Annotated in this window: 16 protein-coding genes; 9 read left to right on the top strand and 7 right to left on the bottom strand. The window is 60.4% G+C overall.

The genetic code is table 11. The features are described 5' to 3' along the window. Positions 1-29 precede the first annotated feature (29 nt). Positions 30-644, top strand: coding sequence for an NAD(P)-dependent oxidoreductase (locus AC1MDT_RS16375; protein ID WP_480418112.1), 615 nt, complete (start codon positions 30-32; stop codon positions 642-644). A 118-nt stretch (positions 645-762) separates the two neighbouring features. Here the strand turns inward: AC1MDT_RS16375 and AC1MDT_RS16370 are convergent, their stop codons facing one another. Further along, positions 763-1,644: a LysR substrate-binding domain-containing protein gene (locus AC1MDT_RS16370; RefSeq protein ID WP_480418111.1), complete on the bottom strand. Its 882-nt coding sequence runs from the start codon at positions 1,642-1,644 to the stop codon at positions 763-765. A 159-nt stretch (positions 1,645-1,803) separates the two neighbouring features. On the opposite strand from AC1MDT_RS16370, the gene AC1MDT_RS16365 reads away from it, so the two are divergent. The 6 genes from AC1MDT_RS16365 to AC1MDT_RS16340 all read left to right on the top strand — a co-directional run bounded on the left by AC1MDT_RS16365 (position 1,804) and on the right by AC1MDT_RS16340 (position 9,178). Further along, a complete protein-coding gene (locus tag AC1MDT_RS16365) occupies positions 1,804-3,441 on the top strand; it encodes a 5-guanidino-2-oxopentanoate decarboxylase (protein ID WP_480418110.1) in 1,638 nt (545 codons plus the stop codon). Further along, positions 3,438-4,886: an aldehyde dehydrogenase family protein gene (locus tag AC1MDT_RS16360; RefSeq protein WP_480418109.1), complete on the top strand. Its 1,449-nt coding sequence runs from the start codon at positions 3,438-3,440 to the stop codon at positions 4,884-4,886. Before AC1MDT_RS16365 ends, AC1MDT_RS16360 begins: the two co-directional genes overlap by 4 nt. Positions 4,887-5,106: 220 nt before the next feature. Beyond that, complete coding sequence (locus tag AC1MDT_RS16355) at positions 5,107-6,210, top strand: ABC transporter substrate-binding protein (RefSeq protein WP_480418108.1); 1,104 nt, start codon at positions 5,107-5,109, stop codon at positions 6,208-6,210. A gap of 143 nt (positions 6,211-6,353) precedes the next feature. Then, on the top strand, positions 6,354-7,262 hold the full coding sequence (locus AC1MDT_RS16350) for an ABC transporter permease (RefSeq protein ID WP_480418107.1): 909 nt from the start codon (positions 6,354-6,356) through the stop codon (positions 7,260-7,262). Next, the gene (locus AC1MDT_RS16345; RefSeq protein WP_480418106.1) at positions 7,259-8,107 is read left to right on the top strand and encodes an ABC transporter permease; all 849 of its coding nucleotides are present in this window, start codon (positions 7,259-7,261) and stop codon (positions 8,105-8,107) included. The genes AC1MDT_RS16350 and AC1MDT_RS16345 overlap by 4 nt, the downstream gene beginning before the upstream one ends. Before the next feature lie 15 nt (positions 8,108-8,122). Next, positions 8,123-9,178 carry an ABC transporter ATP-binding protein gene (locus tag AC1MDT_RS16340; protein ID WP_480418105.1) on the top strand — a complete coding sequence of 352 codons (1,056 nt, stop codon included), beginning with the start codon at positions 8,123-8,125 and terminating at the stop codon, positions 9,176-9,178. Between the two features lie 122 nt (positions 9,179-9,300). Here the strand turns inward: AC1MDT_RS16340 and AC1MDT_RS16335 are convergent, their stop codons facing one another. Next, on the bottom strand, positions 9,301-10,230 hold the full coding sequence (locus AC1MDT_RS16335) for an AraC family transcriptional regulator (RefSeq protein ID WP_480418104.1): 930 nt from the start codon (positions 10,228-10,230) through the stop codon (positions 9,301-9,303). Between the two features lie 333 nt (positions 10,231-10,563). Here AC1MDT_RS16335 and AC1MDT_RS16330 point away from each other — a divergent pair, with 333 nt between their 5' ends. Then, positions 10,564-10,917, top strand: coding sequence for a putative quinol monooxygenase (locus AC1MDT_RS16330; protein WP_480418103.1), 354 nt, complete (start codon positions 10,564-10,566; stop codon positions 10,915-10,917). A 41-nt stretch (positions 10,918-10,958) separates the two neighbouring features. Then, positions 10,959-11,189: a hypothetical protein gene (locus AC1MDT_RS16325; RefSeq protein WP_480418102.1), complete on the top strand. Its 231-nt coding sequence runs from the start codon at positions 10,959-10,961 to the stop codon at positions 11,187-11,189. 1 nt (position 11,190) lies between these two features. Here AC1MDT_RS16325 and AC1MDT_RS16320 read toward each other — a convergent pair whose 3' ends face one another. The 5 genes from AC1MDT_RS16320 to AC1MDT_RS16300 all read right to left on the bottom strand — a co-directional run bounded on the left by AC1MDT_RS16320 (position 11,191) and on the right by AC1MDT_RS16300 (position 17,175). Next, entirely contained in the window at positions 11,191-11,820 is a 630-nt protein-coding gene (locus AC1MDT_RS16320; RefSeq protein ID WP_480418101.1) for a flavin reductase family protein, read from the bottom strand. A 251-nt stretch (positions 11,821-12,071) separates the two neighbouring features. Then, positions 12,072-12,263: a hypothetical protein gene (locus tag AC1MDT_RS16315; RefSeq protein ID WP_480418100.1), complete on the bottom strand. Its 192-nt coding sequence runs from the start codon at positions 12,261-12,263 to the stop codon at positions 12,072-12,074. 294 nt (positions 12,264-12,557) lie between these two features. After that, complete coding sequence (locus AC1MDT_RS16310; protein WP_480418099.1) at positions 12,558-13,877, bottom strand: MFS transporter; 1,320 nt, start codon at positions 13,875-13,877, stop codon at positions 12,558-12,560. A 203-nt stretch (positions 13,878-14,080) separates the two neighbouring features. Further along, on the bottom strand, positions 14,081-15,415 hold the full coding sequence (locus AC1MDT_RS16305) for a sigma-54-dependent transcriptional regulator (RefSeq protein WP_480418098.1): 1,335 nt from the start codon (positions 15,413-15,415) through the stop codon (positions 14,081-14,083). Beyond that, positions 15,409-17,175 (bottom strand): sensor histidine kinase, encoded by a 1,767-nt coding sequence (locus AC1MDT_RS16300; protein WP_480418097.1) that lies wholly within the window; start codon positions 17,173-17,175, stop codon positions 15,409-15,411. The genes AC1MDT_RS16305 and AC1MDT_RS16300 overlap by 7 nt, the downstream gene beginning before the upstream one ends. Position 17,176 lies beyond the last annotated feature (1 nt).

Raw genomic sequence — 17,176 nt, 5'->3', positions numbered from 1 at the left:
TGATTTACCTAAGCCAACTGGAGAACGTCATGAGCAAAATCGCAATCATCGGTGCCACCGGTCGCGCCGGTAGCCAACTGTTGGAAGAGGCCCTGCGTCGTGGTCACAGCGTCACCGCCATTGCCCGCGACACGTCGAAAATCGGCGAACGTGCGGGTGTGGTCTGCAAGAATGTCGATGCCCTCGACGCTGCTGCGTTGCAAGCGGCAATCGCGGGCAATGATGTGGTGATCAGCGCGGCGCATTTCTCGACGCTCGCGGCCAGTGCCGTGATCGGGCCGGTGAAAGCGGCCGGGGTCAAACGTCTGCTGGTGGTGGGCGGCGCCGGCTCGCTGCTGCTGCCGGACGGAACCCGCGTTATTGACAGCAAGGGGTTCCCCGAGGCCTACAAGGCTGAGGCGGGTGCTGGCGCTGTATTTCTTGAAAACCTGCGTCAGGAAAAGGATCTGGACTGGTCCTTCCTGTCGCCATCGGCAGAGTTCGTCGAAGGCGAACGCACCGGCAAATTCCGCATCGGTAAAGACGATTTACTGGTGAGCAGTGCAGGGCGGAGCTGGATGACGTTCGCTGATTATGCGATAGCAATGATCGACGAAGTGGAAGCGCCGAAGCATTCACGGCAACGGTTCACAGTCGGGTACTGATCCCCGTAACACCACACCCCCCCTGTAGGAGCGAGCTTGCTCGCGATGGTGTGTCAGTCGACATCAATGTGGCTGACCCACCATCGCGAGCAAGCTCGCTCCTACAGGGGTTTTCGGTTCAACGCGATTGCGCCTGTCCCACTAACCACTCCAATAATGCCTGTAACTTCGGCGAAGGTGCTGACTTATGTGGCAGAACCAGGTAATACCCCTTCCCTGTTTTTACCTTCAAATCAAACGGCATCACCAGCCGTCCGGCGCTCAGGTCATCGCCAATCAGCGACCAATCCCCAATCGCCACGCCTGTCCCTTGTGAGGCCATCGACATCGCCAGGTCCAGCGTTTCGAAATGCTGACCTTTGCTGATATTGGACAAACAAACATCCGCCGTGGCCAGCCACGTCTTCCAGTCCCGTTCATCCCGGGTCGGGTGCAGCAGCATATGCTGCTCCAGGTCCTTGGGAGTCAACAGCGGCACCGGGCCATCGAGCAGAGGTTGGGAACAGACCGGCGTCAGTTGTTCATCGAACAGATGCTGGGACTCCAATGAACGGTCCGGTGGCGCACCGTACATCACGGCCGCATCGAATTGTTCACGATGAAAATCCACGCCGTGTTTGACCGTGGTGGTCAATTCCACCGGCACATCAGGGCGCTCCCTTTGCCACTGCAACAGGCGCGGCAACAGCCAGCGCATGACACAGGTCGGCGCCTTGAGTTGCAGGGTTTCGCGCTTCGCGCCGATCTGATCTACGGCGTCGTCGATCAGCTCGAAAATCTGCTGAACCCGTGGCAGCCATTCCCGTCCTTCGGCGGTCAGGTCAAGGCCTCGGGCCTGACGAATAAACAACTCATAACCCAGATGATCTTCCAGCCCGGCAATCTGCCGACTCACTGCACCCTGGGTGATGTGCAGTTGGTCGGCTGCTCGGGTGAAGTTGCAGCACTGCGCGGTAATCAGAAAGGTGTGCAACGTCGGCAGGGGGGGCAGTCGTTTCATTGGGATCCAAGGTATGACTTGAGGACATGGCTAGTATGACTTTTTATCCATTGTTCCGGCTACCTGTCGCCCGTTCCAATGAGGCCATCCCTGGACCTGCCAATCCATCATAAACACTGCGCAGGCCCGGCGTCTCAAACGAACAAGAAGGGCAATGACATGGCGACGTGCGGCGAAGTATTGGTCAAGTTACTCGAAGATTACGGGGTTGAGCAGGTGTTCGGCATCCCTGGCGTTCACACCGTGGAACTGTACCGCGGGCTGGCCCGTTCGAGCATCAACCACGTTACTCCGCGTCACGAACAAGGCGCCGGTTTCATGGCCGACGGTTATGCTCGCACCAGCGGCAAGCCGGGTGTCTGTTTCATCATCACCGGCCCAGGCATGACCAACATCACCACCGCGATGGGTCAGGCGTATGCCGATTCGATCCCGATGCTGGTGATCTCCAGTGTACAGGCCCGCAGCCAATTGGGCGGTGGTCGCGGCAAGCTCCACGAACTGCCGAACCAGAGCGCATTGGTCGGCGGCGTGGCCGCGTTCTCCCACACCCTGATGTCGGCGTCCGAGTTGCCAGGCGTTTTGGCCCGTGCTTTCGCGCTGTTCCAGGCTGGCCGTCCGCGTCCGGTGCACATTGAAATTCCGCTGGACGTGCTGGTGGAAGATGCCGATGACCTGCTGACCAGCCTGCCGGTCAACATCGACCGCGCCGGTGCATCGCCAAGCGCGGTCAGCCGCATGTCCGAGTTGCTGGCCGGTGCCAAGCGCCCGCTGATTCTTGCCGGTGGCGGCGCCATTGACGCGGCAGCGGAACTGACTGAGCTGGCCGAATTGCTGGACGCGCCGGTGGCCCTGACCATCAATGCCAAAGGCATACTGGAAACCGGCCACCCATTGCTGATCGGCTCGACTCAGAGCCTGGTCGCAACCCGCGCCCTGGTGGCCGAGGCCGACGTGGTATTGGCCATCGGCACCGAACTGGCCGAGACCGACTACGACGTTACTTTCGCCGGTGGTTTCGAGATTCCTGGCGTGCTGCTGCGTGTGGACATCGATCCAGACCAGACCGTGCGCAACTACCCGCCGAAAGTCGCGCTGGTGGCTGACTCGCGCAACGCCGCTCAAGCGTTGCTGAGCGAGCTGTCCCGTCGTTCGTTGGCCAAGCGCGGCAACGATTGGGGCCAGGTCCGTGCCGCACGTTTGCGCGAAGAGCTGGCTGCCACGTGGGATGCTCCGACACTGGCCCAGACCTGTTTCCTTGAAACCGTTCTGCACGAATTGCCGGACGCAGTGTTCGTCGGCGATTCGACCCAACCGGTGTACACCGGCAACCTGACCTTCAACCCGCAGCGCCCGCGTCGCTGGTTCAACTCTTCGACCGGTTACGGCACCCTCGGCTACGCATTGCCGGCGGCTATCGGCGCCTGGCTCGGCGGCAGCGCCGAAGAGGGATCACGCCCACCGGTGGTATGCCTGATCGGCGACGGCGGCCTGCAATTCACCCTGCCGGAACTGGCCAGTGCCGTTGAAGCGCGCACCCCGATCATTGTCCTGCTGTGGAATAACCAGGGCTACGAAGAGATCAAAAAGTACATGGTCAACCGTGCTATCGAGCCGGTCGGCGTGGACATCTACACCCCGGACTTCATCGGCGTTGCCAAGGCGCTGGGCTGCGAGGCCGAGGCCGTCAACGGTGTCGAGCAACTGCGCATCGCCCTGCGTAATGCCGCCGATCGTCAGGGCCCGACCCTGATTGAAATCGATCAGACCCAGTGGATGAAGGCGGTATCCAAATGAGCTTCCCAATCACACTGGACGGCCTGTATATCGACGGCCAATGGTCGGCGGGCAGCGAACACTTGCGCGTGATCAACCCGGCGACCGAAGCCTTGTTGACCACCGTTAACGGCGGCGATGCGCAAGCCGTCGATCAAGCTGCGAATGCGGCTACCGAAGCCTTCAAGGGCTGGTCGCAAACTACCGGCGCCGAGCGCGGCGCGATCCTGCGCAACATCGCTGCCGGCGTGCAGGCCCGTCGCGAGCAGTTGATGCACGCTCAGTCGAGCAACAACGGCAAACCGTTGTTCGAAGCGGCCATCGATGTCGATGACGTCATTGCCACGTTCGAGTACTACGCCGGTCTGGCCGAAGGCCTGGACGCGAAACAGGACAGCAACGTCGAGCTGCCAACCGACGACTTCAGCGCCCGCGTGCGCCGTGAGCCGTGCGGTGTGGTTGGCCTGATCGTGCCGTGGAACTTCCCGATGGTCACCACAGCCTGGAAACTGGCCCCGGCCCTGGCCGCTGGTTGCTGCGTGGTGCTCAAACCTTCGGAAGTCACGCCACTGCCGGAGCTGGAGCTGGCGGCGATCATCGCCGACGCCGGTCTGCCCAAGGGTGTGTTCAACCTGGTCTGCGGCACCGGCCTGGCGGTCGGCGCGCCGATGTCGGCTGACCCGCGTATCGCCAAGATTTCCTTCACTGGCAGCAACGCAGTGGGCGTGCAGGTCATGCAGCGCGCAGCAGAAACTGTCAAAGGTGTGAGCCTGGAGCTGGGCGGCAAATCTTCGCTGCTGGTGCTGGCTGATGCCGACATCGAACTGGCAGTGGAAGTGGCCTGCGGCGGTGGTTTCTTCAACGCCGGGCAGATGTGTTCCGCCACCAGCCGCGTGCTGGTCGCCGATGAACTGGCCGATGAGTTCCTCCTGCGTTTGAAGGCTCGCGCCGAAGCCATTCGTGTGGCTGACCCGTTCGACCCGAACGTGGAAATGGGCGCGCTGGTCAATCAGGCGCAATTCCAGCGTGTGCTGGGTCACATCGATCGCGGTTTGAGTGACGGTGCCAAGCTGGTTTGCGGCGGTAATCGTCCGGCGGACCTGCCGCGCGGTTATTTTTTGCAGCCGACGATTTTCACCGACGTGCCCCTCGACAGTGCGTTGTGGTGTGAAGAAATTTTTGGTCCGGTGATCTGCGTGCGCAGTTTTGCCTCTGAAGCCGAAGCGATTGCCTTGGCCAACGACAGCCAGTTCGGCCTGGTGGCCAGTGTGGTCACGCGTGACGCCGCAGCGGCCGATCGGGTCGCCAACGCCTTGCAGGCGGGGCTTGTGTGGATCAACGCGCCGCAAGTGATCTTCCCGCAGACCGCTTGGGGTGGCTACAAGCAGAGCAGTATCGGCCGCGAATTGGGGCCGTGGGGCTTGCAGGCTTTCCAGGAAATAAAACATGTAATTCGTGCCGTCTGAAGGCACAAAAAAGGTCAATGCATGCCTCGAAACGAGGCATGCGCAGACGTCATGGCTTCAATGAGTTTTTATCGATAGTCAGGTGTTTTACACAACATCAGGATGAACCCGTCGGCGTTGTTCTTACCCTTTGAAACCGGGGGGTTTGAAGCCGAACTGGGCGCGCGGAATGCAATGGTTGCGACCAACCTCATACTTACAAAAACAAAGGGAGTCCTTCATGGGCGATCATGATCTGAACAGACGTCAATTTATCAAAACCGTAGGCGTAGCCTCGGTTGCAGCAGCGGCCATGAGCATGCCGTTCATGAAAGCCAATGCCAGCGACACACGTTTTGCCGGCAAGACCCTGCGTTTGCTGACCTGGTCCGATGACACCGGTCTGGCAGCGCTGCGTAACATCGCCGCGACCTTCGAAGAAAAGTACGGCTGCAAGGTCATCGCTGACCGTACCGGCAGTACTTCGGAAATGGTTGCCAAGCTCAAGGCTGGCGGTGATCGTCCGCAGTACGACGTCATCACCCTGGCCGGCGTTGGCGCCGAAGGTCTGGCCGCCGCCGGGTTGCTGGAAAAACCCGACCTCAACCGCATCCCTAACCTGGTAGATGTACCGGAGAAGTACCGCACCGGCGCCAATGGCCACGGTATCGGTTACCTGCTCTGGTGCAACAGCCTGGTCTACAGCACCCGTACCCAGAAAGAAGCCCCGACCAGTTACGCCTCGCTGTGGGACGCTGACGCGGCGCCAAACATCTTCCTGCCGCCGCCAAACTGGACCGAGGCCATGGACCTGATCATCATCGCCGCCAAACTGGCCGGTGGTGACGAACACAACGTTGAGCCTGGCTTCAAGAAACTCGCCGAGCTGAAACCTCGTGTGGTGACCCTGGGTGAGAACCCGAACCAGATCGCCGAGCTGTTCCGCACCGGTTCTCTGGACATGGGTGGCCTGTATGCACCCGCGTTCTTCCCGAAACAGATCCGCGATCCGAACTACGGTCTGAGTGCAACCTTTGGCATGAAGGAAGGTTTCTACACCGACTTGATGCAATCGGTTATGCCGAAAAACCGTCCGGGCGACACCGACATGGCCTACGCCTTCATCAACCACTCTCTGGACCCAGTGGTCCAGGGCAAGATGGCTGAAGATATCTACAACGGCCCGGTCAACGCCAAGGCGGTCATCTCCGCCGAAGCCCGCAAGAGCCCATTCATCCTGACGCCTGAGCAGATTGCCGAGAAGGCGATCATGCACGACAACGCCTTCCTGGCCACCGTGCATGACCAATGGATTCGTCGCTACACGGAAATCTTTTCTTCCTGATCCATAGGAGCCGCCGGAGGCTGCGATCTTTTGATCCTGGTCTCCGGTGGCCCTGAAAAAGATCAAAAGATCGTAGCCTCCGGCAGCGCCTGCAGTTGCCGGGCGCGAGATGTTCCTGATCTTCCATTGACGAGACCCTTGCTATGGAACACCAACCTCTGATTCACGCCGCCGCCGCCGCACCCGCGCGCGCAAACCGGGGTGTTTCGCCAACGGCGCGCGCCTGGCTTTTCCTCTCGCCGTCGATGCTGTTTCTCGGCGTGCTGATTGCCGCGAGCCTTCTGGTACTGCGCATGAGCGTGGGCACCAAAGGTGCGGAATGGACCGGGTTCAGCCTGGCCAGTTACGCGCAACTGCTGGAACCGTATTACCTCAAATCCTTGGTACTGACCCTGCGCCTGGCCTTGATCAGCGCAGTGATCGCCGTCCTTTTGGCGATCCCGGTGGCCTACACCATGTCGCGTCTGACCTCGCCGTTCGTGCGACGGATCTTCCTCGCGGCGGTGCTGTTGCCGTTGTTGGTCAACCTGTTGCTGCAAAGCTACGGCTGGCTGGTGATTCTCGGCCCGGGCGGGATGCTCAATCAGGCGCTGATGGGCCTGGGCCTGATCACGCGACCGATCATGCTGCTGTACAACCAGAACGGCGTCTTGATGGGCCTGGTGCAAACCGCGTTTCCGTTGGCCGTGTTGCCGATTGCCAGCGCCATGCGCGGCGTCGCCCGTAGCTACGAAGAAGCCGCCGCTACCCTGGGCGCCAGTCGCTTTCAGGTGTTCCGCCAGGTAGTTCTGCCGATGAGTTTTCCGGGGATCATCACCGGTGCGACATTGGTATTTGCTTACAACGCCAGCAGCTTCGTGGTGCCTTTGTTGCTCGGTGGCCGTCGCGTGCCGATGCTGGCGGTGATGGTCCATGACCAGATCGCGCCGCTGATGAACTGGCCCGCCGCGTCCGCTGCCGGTGTGGTACTGATTGTCACTACCCTCGCGATCATGACGTTTTCTGAATACTTTACTGGCCGTCGTCGGCGCATGCTGGAGGCTTCCCAATGAGCACCCTGATCAAAAAGCGTCACTCGCTGCTGCCGGGCGAAACCGGCAATTTTGCCGGTGTGTTGTCGGGCTTCATCCTGCTGTTGGCGGTGTTGCCGATCCTGACCATGATCGTGATGTCGTTCAGCGGTTCGTCGAACCTCGACTTCCCGCCGAGCAGCTACAGCCTGCAATGGTACAAGGCCGCCTGGCACACCTTCGCGTCGCCGGATTCCAGCGATGTGCTGAGCCTGGGCAAAGCCATGACCACCAGCCTGATGGTGGCGTGCCTGACCATGGTTTTCGCGACCATTATTGCGGTGCCGGCGGCCTATGCGCTGACCCGTTGCGAGTTCCGCGGCAAAGCCGTGGCGCTGCAACTGATGTCGCTGCCGTTGGTGTTTCCGATGGTAGTACTGGGGCTGGCGTTGCTGCTGGTGTTCGATAGCCTGCCGTTCCAGATGACCACCTCGCGCCTGGTGATTGCCCACGTGATTCTGGCGTTGCCCTTCGTGGTGAAGAACTGCACCGCGGCGATGCTCTCCATCGGTAGCGAAGTCGAAGAGGCCGCGCAAATGCTCGGCGCTTCGCCGACGCGGGCGATTGTCGATGTAGTGGTGCCGCTGATGAAGTCGGGGATCCTGGCGGGCATGCTGCTGGCGTTCATCGTTTCTTTCAACGAATTCACCGTGACCTACTTCCTCTACACCATCGACGTCATGACCGTGCCGATCTGGATGTACAGCCGCACCGTGTCTTCGCTCGACCCAACCGTTTTCTCGTTTGCCGTGCTGATCGTGCTGATCGACTTCGTCCTGATTTGGGCGTTGGAGAAGCTGGTTGGTGAAGGTGGCGTTTCGTTCTGATTTTTGAGGTGCAACATGACTGGTCTTATTCTTGAAAACGTCGAGAAACGCTACGGCTCGGCTTGCGCGGTAAAAGATGTAAACCTGCATTTGCCGGAAGGCAAACTGGTGTGTTTCCTCGGCCCTTCGGGCTGCGGTAAAACCACCTTGCTGCGAATGATCGCAGGGCTTGAAACCCTGTCCGCTGGCGAGATTCGCCTGGACGGCGTAGACATTGGCCACACCCCGGCGCACGAGCGCAATTTCGGTATGGTGTTTCAATCCTTGGCACTGTTCCCGCACATGACGGTGGGAGAGAACATTGCGTATCCGCTGAAACTGCGCGGGGTCAGCAAGGCTGATCAGCAAGCGCGTGTGGTGGAGTTGCTGGAACTGATTCAGCTGCAGGAAATGATTGATCGCCCGGTGGCGAAACTCTCTGGCGGGCAACGTCAGCGTGTGGCGATTGCCCGGGCGATTGCCAATCACCCGAAAATCCTGCTGCTGGATGAGCCGCTGTCGGCACTGGATGCCAAGCTGCGTGAGTCGATGCAGGTAGAAATCCGTCAGCTGCAACAGCGCTTGAACATCACCACCATCCTGGTGACCCATGACCAGCGTGAAGCCATGACCATGGCCGATATCGTTGTGGTATTGGGTGAGCATCGGGTGCAGCAAGTGGGTACGCCGATCGAGATTTACCGGCATCCAGCCAACGAGTTTGTCGCGGACTTCATCGGTTCGGGCAACATCTTCCCGGCCACGGCGCTGGGCAACGGCAAGATTGGTTTGCCGGGTGGCGACGCACTGGACGTGCCGATCTGCAGCAGTATTGTGGCCGGTGAGAAAGTGAAGATGCTGATTCGCCCTGAGGACCTGCAACTGTCGCATCCGCAGGCAGCGGCGGGGAATCGGTTGATGGGCAAAGTGACATTTGTGCGCGATATCGGCGCGACGATCGAAACGACGGTAGAGTGTTCCGGCGTTACGTTTACGGCGTTGAGTACGCCGAGTCAGGATTTTGGGTTGAGCATTGGCAATCCGGTGTCGGTGACGTTGCCGGCTGAGGCTTGCCGCGTACTCGGCGCCTGACTGACTGGCCCCTTCGCGAGCAGGCTCGCTCCCACATTAGACCGAGTTGTTTCTGAGAACACGGTCACTTGTGGGAGCGAGCCTGCTCGCGAATGGCCCGCACATCCGAAATACATCCTCAGCTAGACCGACAACCGCAACCGCGCCAAATCCCGCAACGGGGGCGCCCCGAACAATCGGCTGTACTCCCGGCTGAACTGCGAGGGACTTTCATACCCTACGCGATACCCCGCCGCCGAAGCCTCCAGCCCCTCCGCCAGCATCAACCGCCGTGCTTCCTGCAAACGCAGCTGCTTTTGATATTGCAACGGACTCATGGCCGTCATCGCCTTGAACCGGTGATGCAGTGTCGACACGCTCAAGTTCACTTCCTTCGCCAGATCATCGATCCGCAGCGGCTGCTCATAGTTGCCGTTGAGCCATTTGATGGCCTGGCTGATGCGATGGCTTTGGCTGTTGGCGATGGCAATTTCGTACAGTCGATGGCCCTGTTGGCTGCGCAACAGTCGATAGAGGATCTCCCGACGAATCAGCGGCGCCAGCATGGCGATGTCTTTTGGCGTCTTCAACAAGCGGGCCAGGCGTAGCACTGCGTCGAGCATGGAGGTGTCGATCCGTTCGACGTACAGGCCGCGCCCGGTTGGCCGTGCGGGCACTCCGAGGGGGCCGGCGTCAGCAATCAGCGCGGTGATTTCCGCCGGGTCGATGTCCAGTCGCACGGCCAGGATCGGCTCCTGCGGCGAAACATTGACCACCCGTCCGCTCAACGGCATCGAGACCGAGACCACCAGGTAATTCAGTGGGTCGTAATTGAATAGCTCGTCAGCGAGGCGAACTTCCTTGCGACCCTGGGCCATGATGCACAGCGCGGGCTGCGCCAACACCGGGGCGAACTCGTGGGACTGGCTGTGACGCGACATGAACAGCGAGCCGACGGCCGTGGCATAAGTGCCATCCTCGGCTGTGTTGCTACGGATAATGGCGGCCAGTTCCGCGCGCTGTTTCTCCATGTCGGCATCCAGCGGGGCTTGGAAATGATCGAGCGACGACATGCAGGGCATCCTCGGTGAGGCGTGGGTAATGAGCCGAGCTTAAGTTTGTGCAAGGAACAGTGATAGACACATCCTGCCAAAAGCTTGCCTGATTCTGCACGGGGGTGGAGGGCGGCGCTGCCATGGCAGCCTGTGACAGGGAAAACTTGCTTGAAAGTCGTGTTTCAGTCCCGTGACAGAATTTACCGCTTTTACAGCTGCGGCATTCAGTCTCGCAGGATTGTGCAACAAGCCGGCAGGAATCGACTAACGGGGCGGCGTGCGGGCGTTTAACCTTTGATCCTGTCGCAGCCCGTCCCACGGCTGCCACTCGAGTACCTGGGAGGGTTGAACATGTCTACGCAGATTCCCGTCAGTCATATGGCCTTTGTCCGCGCCCGCACCGGGCGTTCAGCCGAACTCGGTGCACGCCTCAGTGCCCTGATCGAACCGTCCCGCCGCGCACCGGGTTGCCTGAGCTTCGCCTTGCAACACTCGCAATGTGATCCGCAGTTATGGCTGGTATCCGGCTTCTGGACCCATCAACAGGCCATGACCGCGTACTTCAATACGCCGGCCATGGAGATTTTTGCCGAGCTGGTGCAGGAACTGGTGGTCAATAGCCTGGATTTTCATACCTTCAAGGACGTGTCGGCCGCCCAGGCGCTCGGTCAGTCCCAGTCGTGGGTACACAAAATGGCGGGTTGAGGGTTTAATGGCTCCACTTTCCATTAGCCAGGATCCGCGATATGGCACGCAAAGCCTTTGAACACTTCGAAGCCGTTTCCGCCGTAATACCGGGCGAGGGTGGTTACCACGCCGCGATCGCCGTCAAAGCCATCGGTGGCACGGGTGCGCCACGTTTTAATAAAGTGCTTGAGGGGCAAATCTTCAAGACTGCAAACGAGGCCGATCTGGCCGCCGCCAAAGAGTTGACCCGGCTAAAAGACGTCAAAGAAGACGCTGACCTGCTCTGGTAAGTTATTTTTTCGCCCCCGGGCGATACATCTTGAACAATGCCTCAGGCCCCAGCTGGAAGTAATCCGCTGGCCCGCCGCCGCGCAGAATCGGTTCTGCCGCGGCGGTGTCGTACACCCCGTCCTTCAACAGCCACTTGGCGATATGCACGGCGACCACCTCGCCGAGAATCAGCCAGCTCGGCACCACATTCCCGTCGGCGCGCTGCAACTGAATGATCTGTGTGACCTTGCACTCGAAGGACACCGGACTTTCGCCAACCCGTGGCACTTGAATGATTTTCGACGCGGCGGGCGTCAGCCCCGACAGTTCGAATTCATCGACCTCAGGCCCAACCATGGCGCTGCTCTGGTTCATCTGCTCGGCCAGTGGCCGGGTCGCCAGGTTCCAGGCGAATTCGCCGGTCTGTTCGATGTTGTTCAGGCTGTCTTTGCGCCCGACGCTGGAAAAACCAATGATCGGCGGAATGTAGTTGAAGGCATTGAAGAAGCTGTAGGGCGCCAGGTTCAGGCGGCCTTCGCCATCCTGTGAAGAAATCCAGCCAATGGGACGCGGGCCGACGATGGCATTGAACGGATCGTGGGGCAGGCCATGGCCGTTGGCCGGTTCGTAGAAGTGGATGTCGTCGGGCATGGAAGGGTTTCCTGGGGCGTCGTTCGGGGGGCGTTCATAGTGCAAGTACGAACATGTTATTTCCAGCGATGCGACCCATCTTCTGTAGGAGCGAGCTTGCTCGCGATGATGTGTCAGCCGACACCGGTGTAGCTGACACACCATCGCGAGCAAGCTCGCTCCTACAGGGTTTTGGGTTGATTCCGGCAGTTATGTTCCTGCAGATATAAGTAAGCCCGGTCGAAACCGGGCTGTTGACCTTCCTCCAGCAATCAGCCGATAGCTTCTGCGGTGCCGGTTTTATCGAAACCGTCAGCAGCATAGGCATCTGAGTGGGCGCGTTCGACAGAGGCGCTGGCTTCGGAGGCAAAAGAGGCCGAGCCGGTTCTGTCGTAACCATCGGCCGCGAAGGTGTTGGCGCCCAGCACGCAAAGGGTCAGGGCGATGATCAGTTGGATTTTCATGGTGTGTACTCCAGGTTCGTTCGCAGTGCATACGTTCAGGCGCTGATTCAGGGCCTGTAACCGATATACGTGCGTCAGGCTGATGTGGATGCGGTCAGCTGCAGAATGCGGCTGGAGCGTTAACCGATCGTTATCTGCTGGAGGGATGTACTGAGGGTCTTGCGCGGTTGTCTTGATACCGAGTCGTCCTCATCGCGAGCAAGCTCGCTCCCACAAGGATCTGGTGTACACCAATCCAATGTGGGAGCGAGCTTGCTCGCGATGGGGCCATAACAGCCACCTTACATCTAGCTGTCAGTCCGTCTCGATCCGCGAATGCTTGCGGGTGTCTTTCATGGTCACGTAGACCAGCAACGAGACCGCAATGCACGCCGTCACATACCAGTAGTAACCGGTTTCCATGCCAATGCTCTTGAACCACAGCGCGATGTATTCAGCAGTGCCGCCGAAGATCGACACGGTCAGCGCGTAGGGCAAACCAACGCCCAGCGCACGAATCTCGGTCGGGAACAATTCGGCTTTGACCACTGCGTTGATCGAGGTGTAGCCGCTGACGATGATCAGCGCCGCCATGATCAGGAAGAACGCGCCCCACCAGGTTTGCACGGTGTGCAGGGTGGTCAGGATCGGCACGGTGAACAGCGTCCCCAGAATGCCGAAGGCAATCAGGATCGGCCGACGACCGACCTTATCCGACAACCCGCCCACCAGCGGTTGCAAACACATAAACAGGAACAGCGTGGCTGCCGAAATCGTAGTGGAGTCGGAGATGCTCATGCCGACCGTGTTCACCAGGTATTTCTGCATGTACGTGGTGTAGGTGTAGAACGCCAGGGTGCCGCCCATGGTCAGGCCGACCACGGTCATCAATTCCTTCGGATGGCGCATCAAGGTGCGCATCGCGCTTTCCTTGGCCTTCTCTTTCTTGGTGAACGACTCGGTTTCTTCCATGCCACGACGCAGGTAGAGCGCGACCACGGCACACAGCGCACCGATTGCGAACGGGATGCGCCAGCCCCAATCGTACAGTTGCTCGGTGGTCAGGGTCTGTTGCAGCACGATCAACACCGCCAGGGCGATGAGCTGACCGGAGATCAGGGTCACGTACTGGAAGCTGGAGTAGAAGCCGCGACGTTCCTTGGTCGCCATCTCGCTGAGGTACGTCGCCGAGGTGCCGTACTCGCCACCCACCGACAGGCCTTGCAGCAAGCGTGCGAACACCAGCAGGATCGGCGCGCCGATGCCGATGGTTTCATAACCCGGGCTCAGCGCGATCAGCAGGGAGCCGAAGCACATCAGATAGACCGAGGCCATCAGTGCGGCTTTACGACCGACCTTGTCTGCGTAAAGGCCCATGAGCCAGCCACCGATCGGGCGCATCAGGAAGCCCACGGCGAAAATCGCGGCGGTGTTCAGCAGTTGCGCGGTGGTGTCGCCTTTGGGGAAAAAGGCTTTGGCGAAGTACAGGGAGAAGGCGGCGTAGACGTACCAGTCGTACCACTCGACCATGTTGCCGACCGAACCGCTGAAGATCGATTTGATGCGGCTGGAGGTGGTTCGTTCTTTGGCGGGCACGGCAGCCGACCCAAGGGGCAGGGCGTTGGAGTTATCCATTGAGGATCCTTCATTTAATTGTTTTTGTGGAGCGCGATTAAACGCAGCCTGAGGGAGCTATAGCAGGAGGTGTGCCATATCAAAGAGCGCCGGTTTAGAGGGGGTAAGAGGAATCCGTGAGCGGAAATCCGCTTATTCAGGAAGGAGGGTGAGCGGAAAATCGCTTATTCAGCCGCGATGAGGCCAGACCAGGCAACAAAAAATCAGCTGTCCTGCAAAAACATTTCCCGACTCAACCCATGCCGCTGCATTTTTTCATTGAAGGTGCGGCGCGGCAGTTGCAGCTCTTCAAGCACCGCTTTCACATCCCCCTTATGCCGGGTCAACGCCGCGCGCAAGCAATGCGCTTCGAACGCTTCCTGCTGCGCTGCCAGTGATTGCCCTGGATCGATGCTCGCGGGCGTAGGCTCGCCCAGCCCCAATACCTGGCGTTCGGCGACGTTCGCCAGTTCGCGCACATTGCCCGGCCAGTCATGGCTCAGCAGATGGCTCAGCTGCGCACCGGTCAACGGTGCAACGCTGCGGCCCAAGCGCTCGGCGGCATTTTGCGCAAACGAATCGAACAACAACGGAATGTCTTCCCGACGTTCGCGCAACGGCGGCAGACGCAACTCGGCCACGTTCAATCGATAGGCCAAGTCTTCGCGAAAGCGTCCGGCGCGCGCCTCATCCAACAGGTCGGGTTTGGTCGCGGCAATGATCCGCAAGTCCACGCGAATGCTCTGGTTCGACCCCAAGCGCTCCAGCTTTTGCTCCTGCAATACCCGCAGCAATTTCACTTGCTGGGCCAGCGGCATGCTTTCGATTTCATCGAGAAACAGCGTGCCGCCATCGGCGTATTCCAGCTTGCCGATGCGTTTGCCCTGGGCGCCGGTGAAGGCGCCGCTCTCGTGCCCGAACAGCTCGGCTTCGAACAATTGCTCCGGAATCGCCGCACAATTGAGGGCCACAAATGGCTGGCTGGCACGCGGACCGAAGTCATGCAGGCAGCGGGCAACCAATTCCTTGCCGCTGCCGGTTTCACCGCGGATCAACACGTTGACCGGCAACGCCGCCAGGTCCAGCACCTGCCGACGCAAGGTCTGCAAGCCACGGGATACCCCGAGCAAGGTCGCATCGAGTTTTGCGCGGTTGTCCGCTTGCTGGTGCAAGGCGCGGTTTTCCAGCACCAGCCGGCGCTTGTCCAGCGCGCGGCGCAAGCTGCCGAGCAGGGTTTCGGGGCTGAAGGGTTTTTCCAGAAAGTCGTAGGCGCCATCGCGCATCGCATCGACGGCCATCGGCACATCGCCGTGGCCGGTCAGCAGAATCACCGGCAAATCGGCATCACGGCGCTGCACTTCGGCCAGCAATTGCAGACCGGTCATGCCGGGCATGCGCACGTCGCTGAGGATCACGCCGGGGAAGTGTTCGGGCAACTGCGCCAGGCATTCATCGGCGCGGCTGAACAGTTGCACGTCGAACCCCGACAGGCTCAGCCACTGTTCGACGGCACTGCGGATGCTGCTTTCATCGTCGACCACCATCACTGAGTTCAGCATGCGCCAGCCACCTCCAGATCAATTGGCAGCGTCAGGGTGAAGACTGCCCCATTGCCCTGATTGCCCGCACTCAGGCGGCCGCCCGATTCGTGAACGATGGCGAACGATACCGCCAAGCCAATGCCCAGGCCATCGCCCACCGCTTTGGTGGTGAAAAACGGATCGAACACTTTCGGCAGATGTTCTTCGGCGATGCCGCCACCGTTGTCGGCGACGGTCAGGCGCCAGAGTTGTTCGTTGGCTTCGAGGCGGATTTCCAGGCGCTTGCAGGGTTTATCCTGCATCGCATCCAGGGCGTTGCGCAGCAGATTGATCAACACCTGTTCCAGACGAATCGCATCGCCGCGCACCCAGGCCGGGCGCGTCAGGTGCAAGACCGTGCTGACCTGTTCGTCGCGTAACCTGGTGTCGAGCAGGTGCAACGATTGGTCGACGACGGCGGCAAGATCAAGACGTTCGCGCAAGCCGCTGGGGCTTTTGCGGGCGAAGGTTTTCAGGTGGCCGGTGAGGGCGGCCATGCGCGTCAGCATGTCGTCCACCGGCTTGAGCGCCTTGTAGGCGTCGTCGACCCGGCCGTGATTGAGCAGCAGGCGCAGTGTCGCGAGTTGCATGCGCTGTGCGGTCAGCGGCTGGTTGATCTCATGGGCCAGCGCGGCCGACATTTGGCCGAGGGCGGCGAGTTTGGCCGATTGCACCAGCCCATCCTGCGCGGTGCGCAAGTCGCGGGTGCGTTCTTCCACCAGTTGTTCGAGCTCTTCGCGACTGCGCTGGCGCATTTTCGCCAGGCGCCAGCGCTGGTTGAGAAACAGCAGCAGGAACACCAGCGTCAGCCACAACCCGGCAGCAGCGAGCGCGGCGTTGCGACTGTCTTCGAAGGCAACTTGCGGGTGGCGCAACAGGTGCAGCGTCCAGCCTTCGGTGGCCAGCGGCAGGGATTCCCACAGGTAGTCCTTTTGACCTTCGGGGCCATCGACCCGCGCCAGTTCACTGTTGTCGTCGAAGCGCCGCAGCGATTGAGCGTCAAGCAGCGTCAGCGGCTGCTTGTCATATTGGCGGGTGGTCTTGAGTTCGGCGTGATCACTGTCATTCAACGGTTTCAACAAGCGATAGCGCCAGCCCGGCTGGTTGGCGATGAAGATGATCCCGCGTGCATCGCTGACCAACAGCGTGTCGCTGCCCTGGCTCCATTCGCGCTCCAGTTCCGGAAACTCGAGTTTCACCACCATCGCGCCGAGAAACTCGCCGTTGTCATCGGTGACGGCACTGGACAGGAAGTAACCCGGAATCCCGCTGGTCACGCCCACCGCATAAAAACGCCCGGTGCCCTGGGTGCGGGTCTGGCTGAAGTAGGGGCGAAAGCCGTAGTTGTGGCCGACGTAACTGCTGGGCAAGCGCCAGTTGCTCGCCGCCACGGCGAGGCCGGTGTGATCGAGCAGTTCAAGGGTCGAGGACTCGGCAGCCCCGTTGATCTTTTCCAGCTTGCGGTTCAGCGTGTCCTGTTGCTCGGGGCTCACTGCACCCTTGAGCGCCGAACGCAATTGCGGGTCCAGCGCCAGCACGGCGGGCAGGGCGCGGTAACGTTCGATCAGGGTGTGCAGGGACGTGGCGTACAGCGCCAGCTGCTGATTGGCGCGGGCCGCGTCTTCCACCAGGGCCTGGCGCTCGGCGTGACGCATGGCCAGGGTGGCTGCGAGAACGGCGCCGGCGAGGATCACAAAGGTGTACAGCGACAGGCGCAGAGGGCGCGAAAACTCAGACATG

Source organism: Pseudomonas sp. ASL7 (assembly GCF_056680375.1).
The sequence above is the reverse complement of the archived record's forward strand: the minus strand, read 5'-3'. Positions and strand labels throughout refer to the sequence as shown.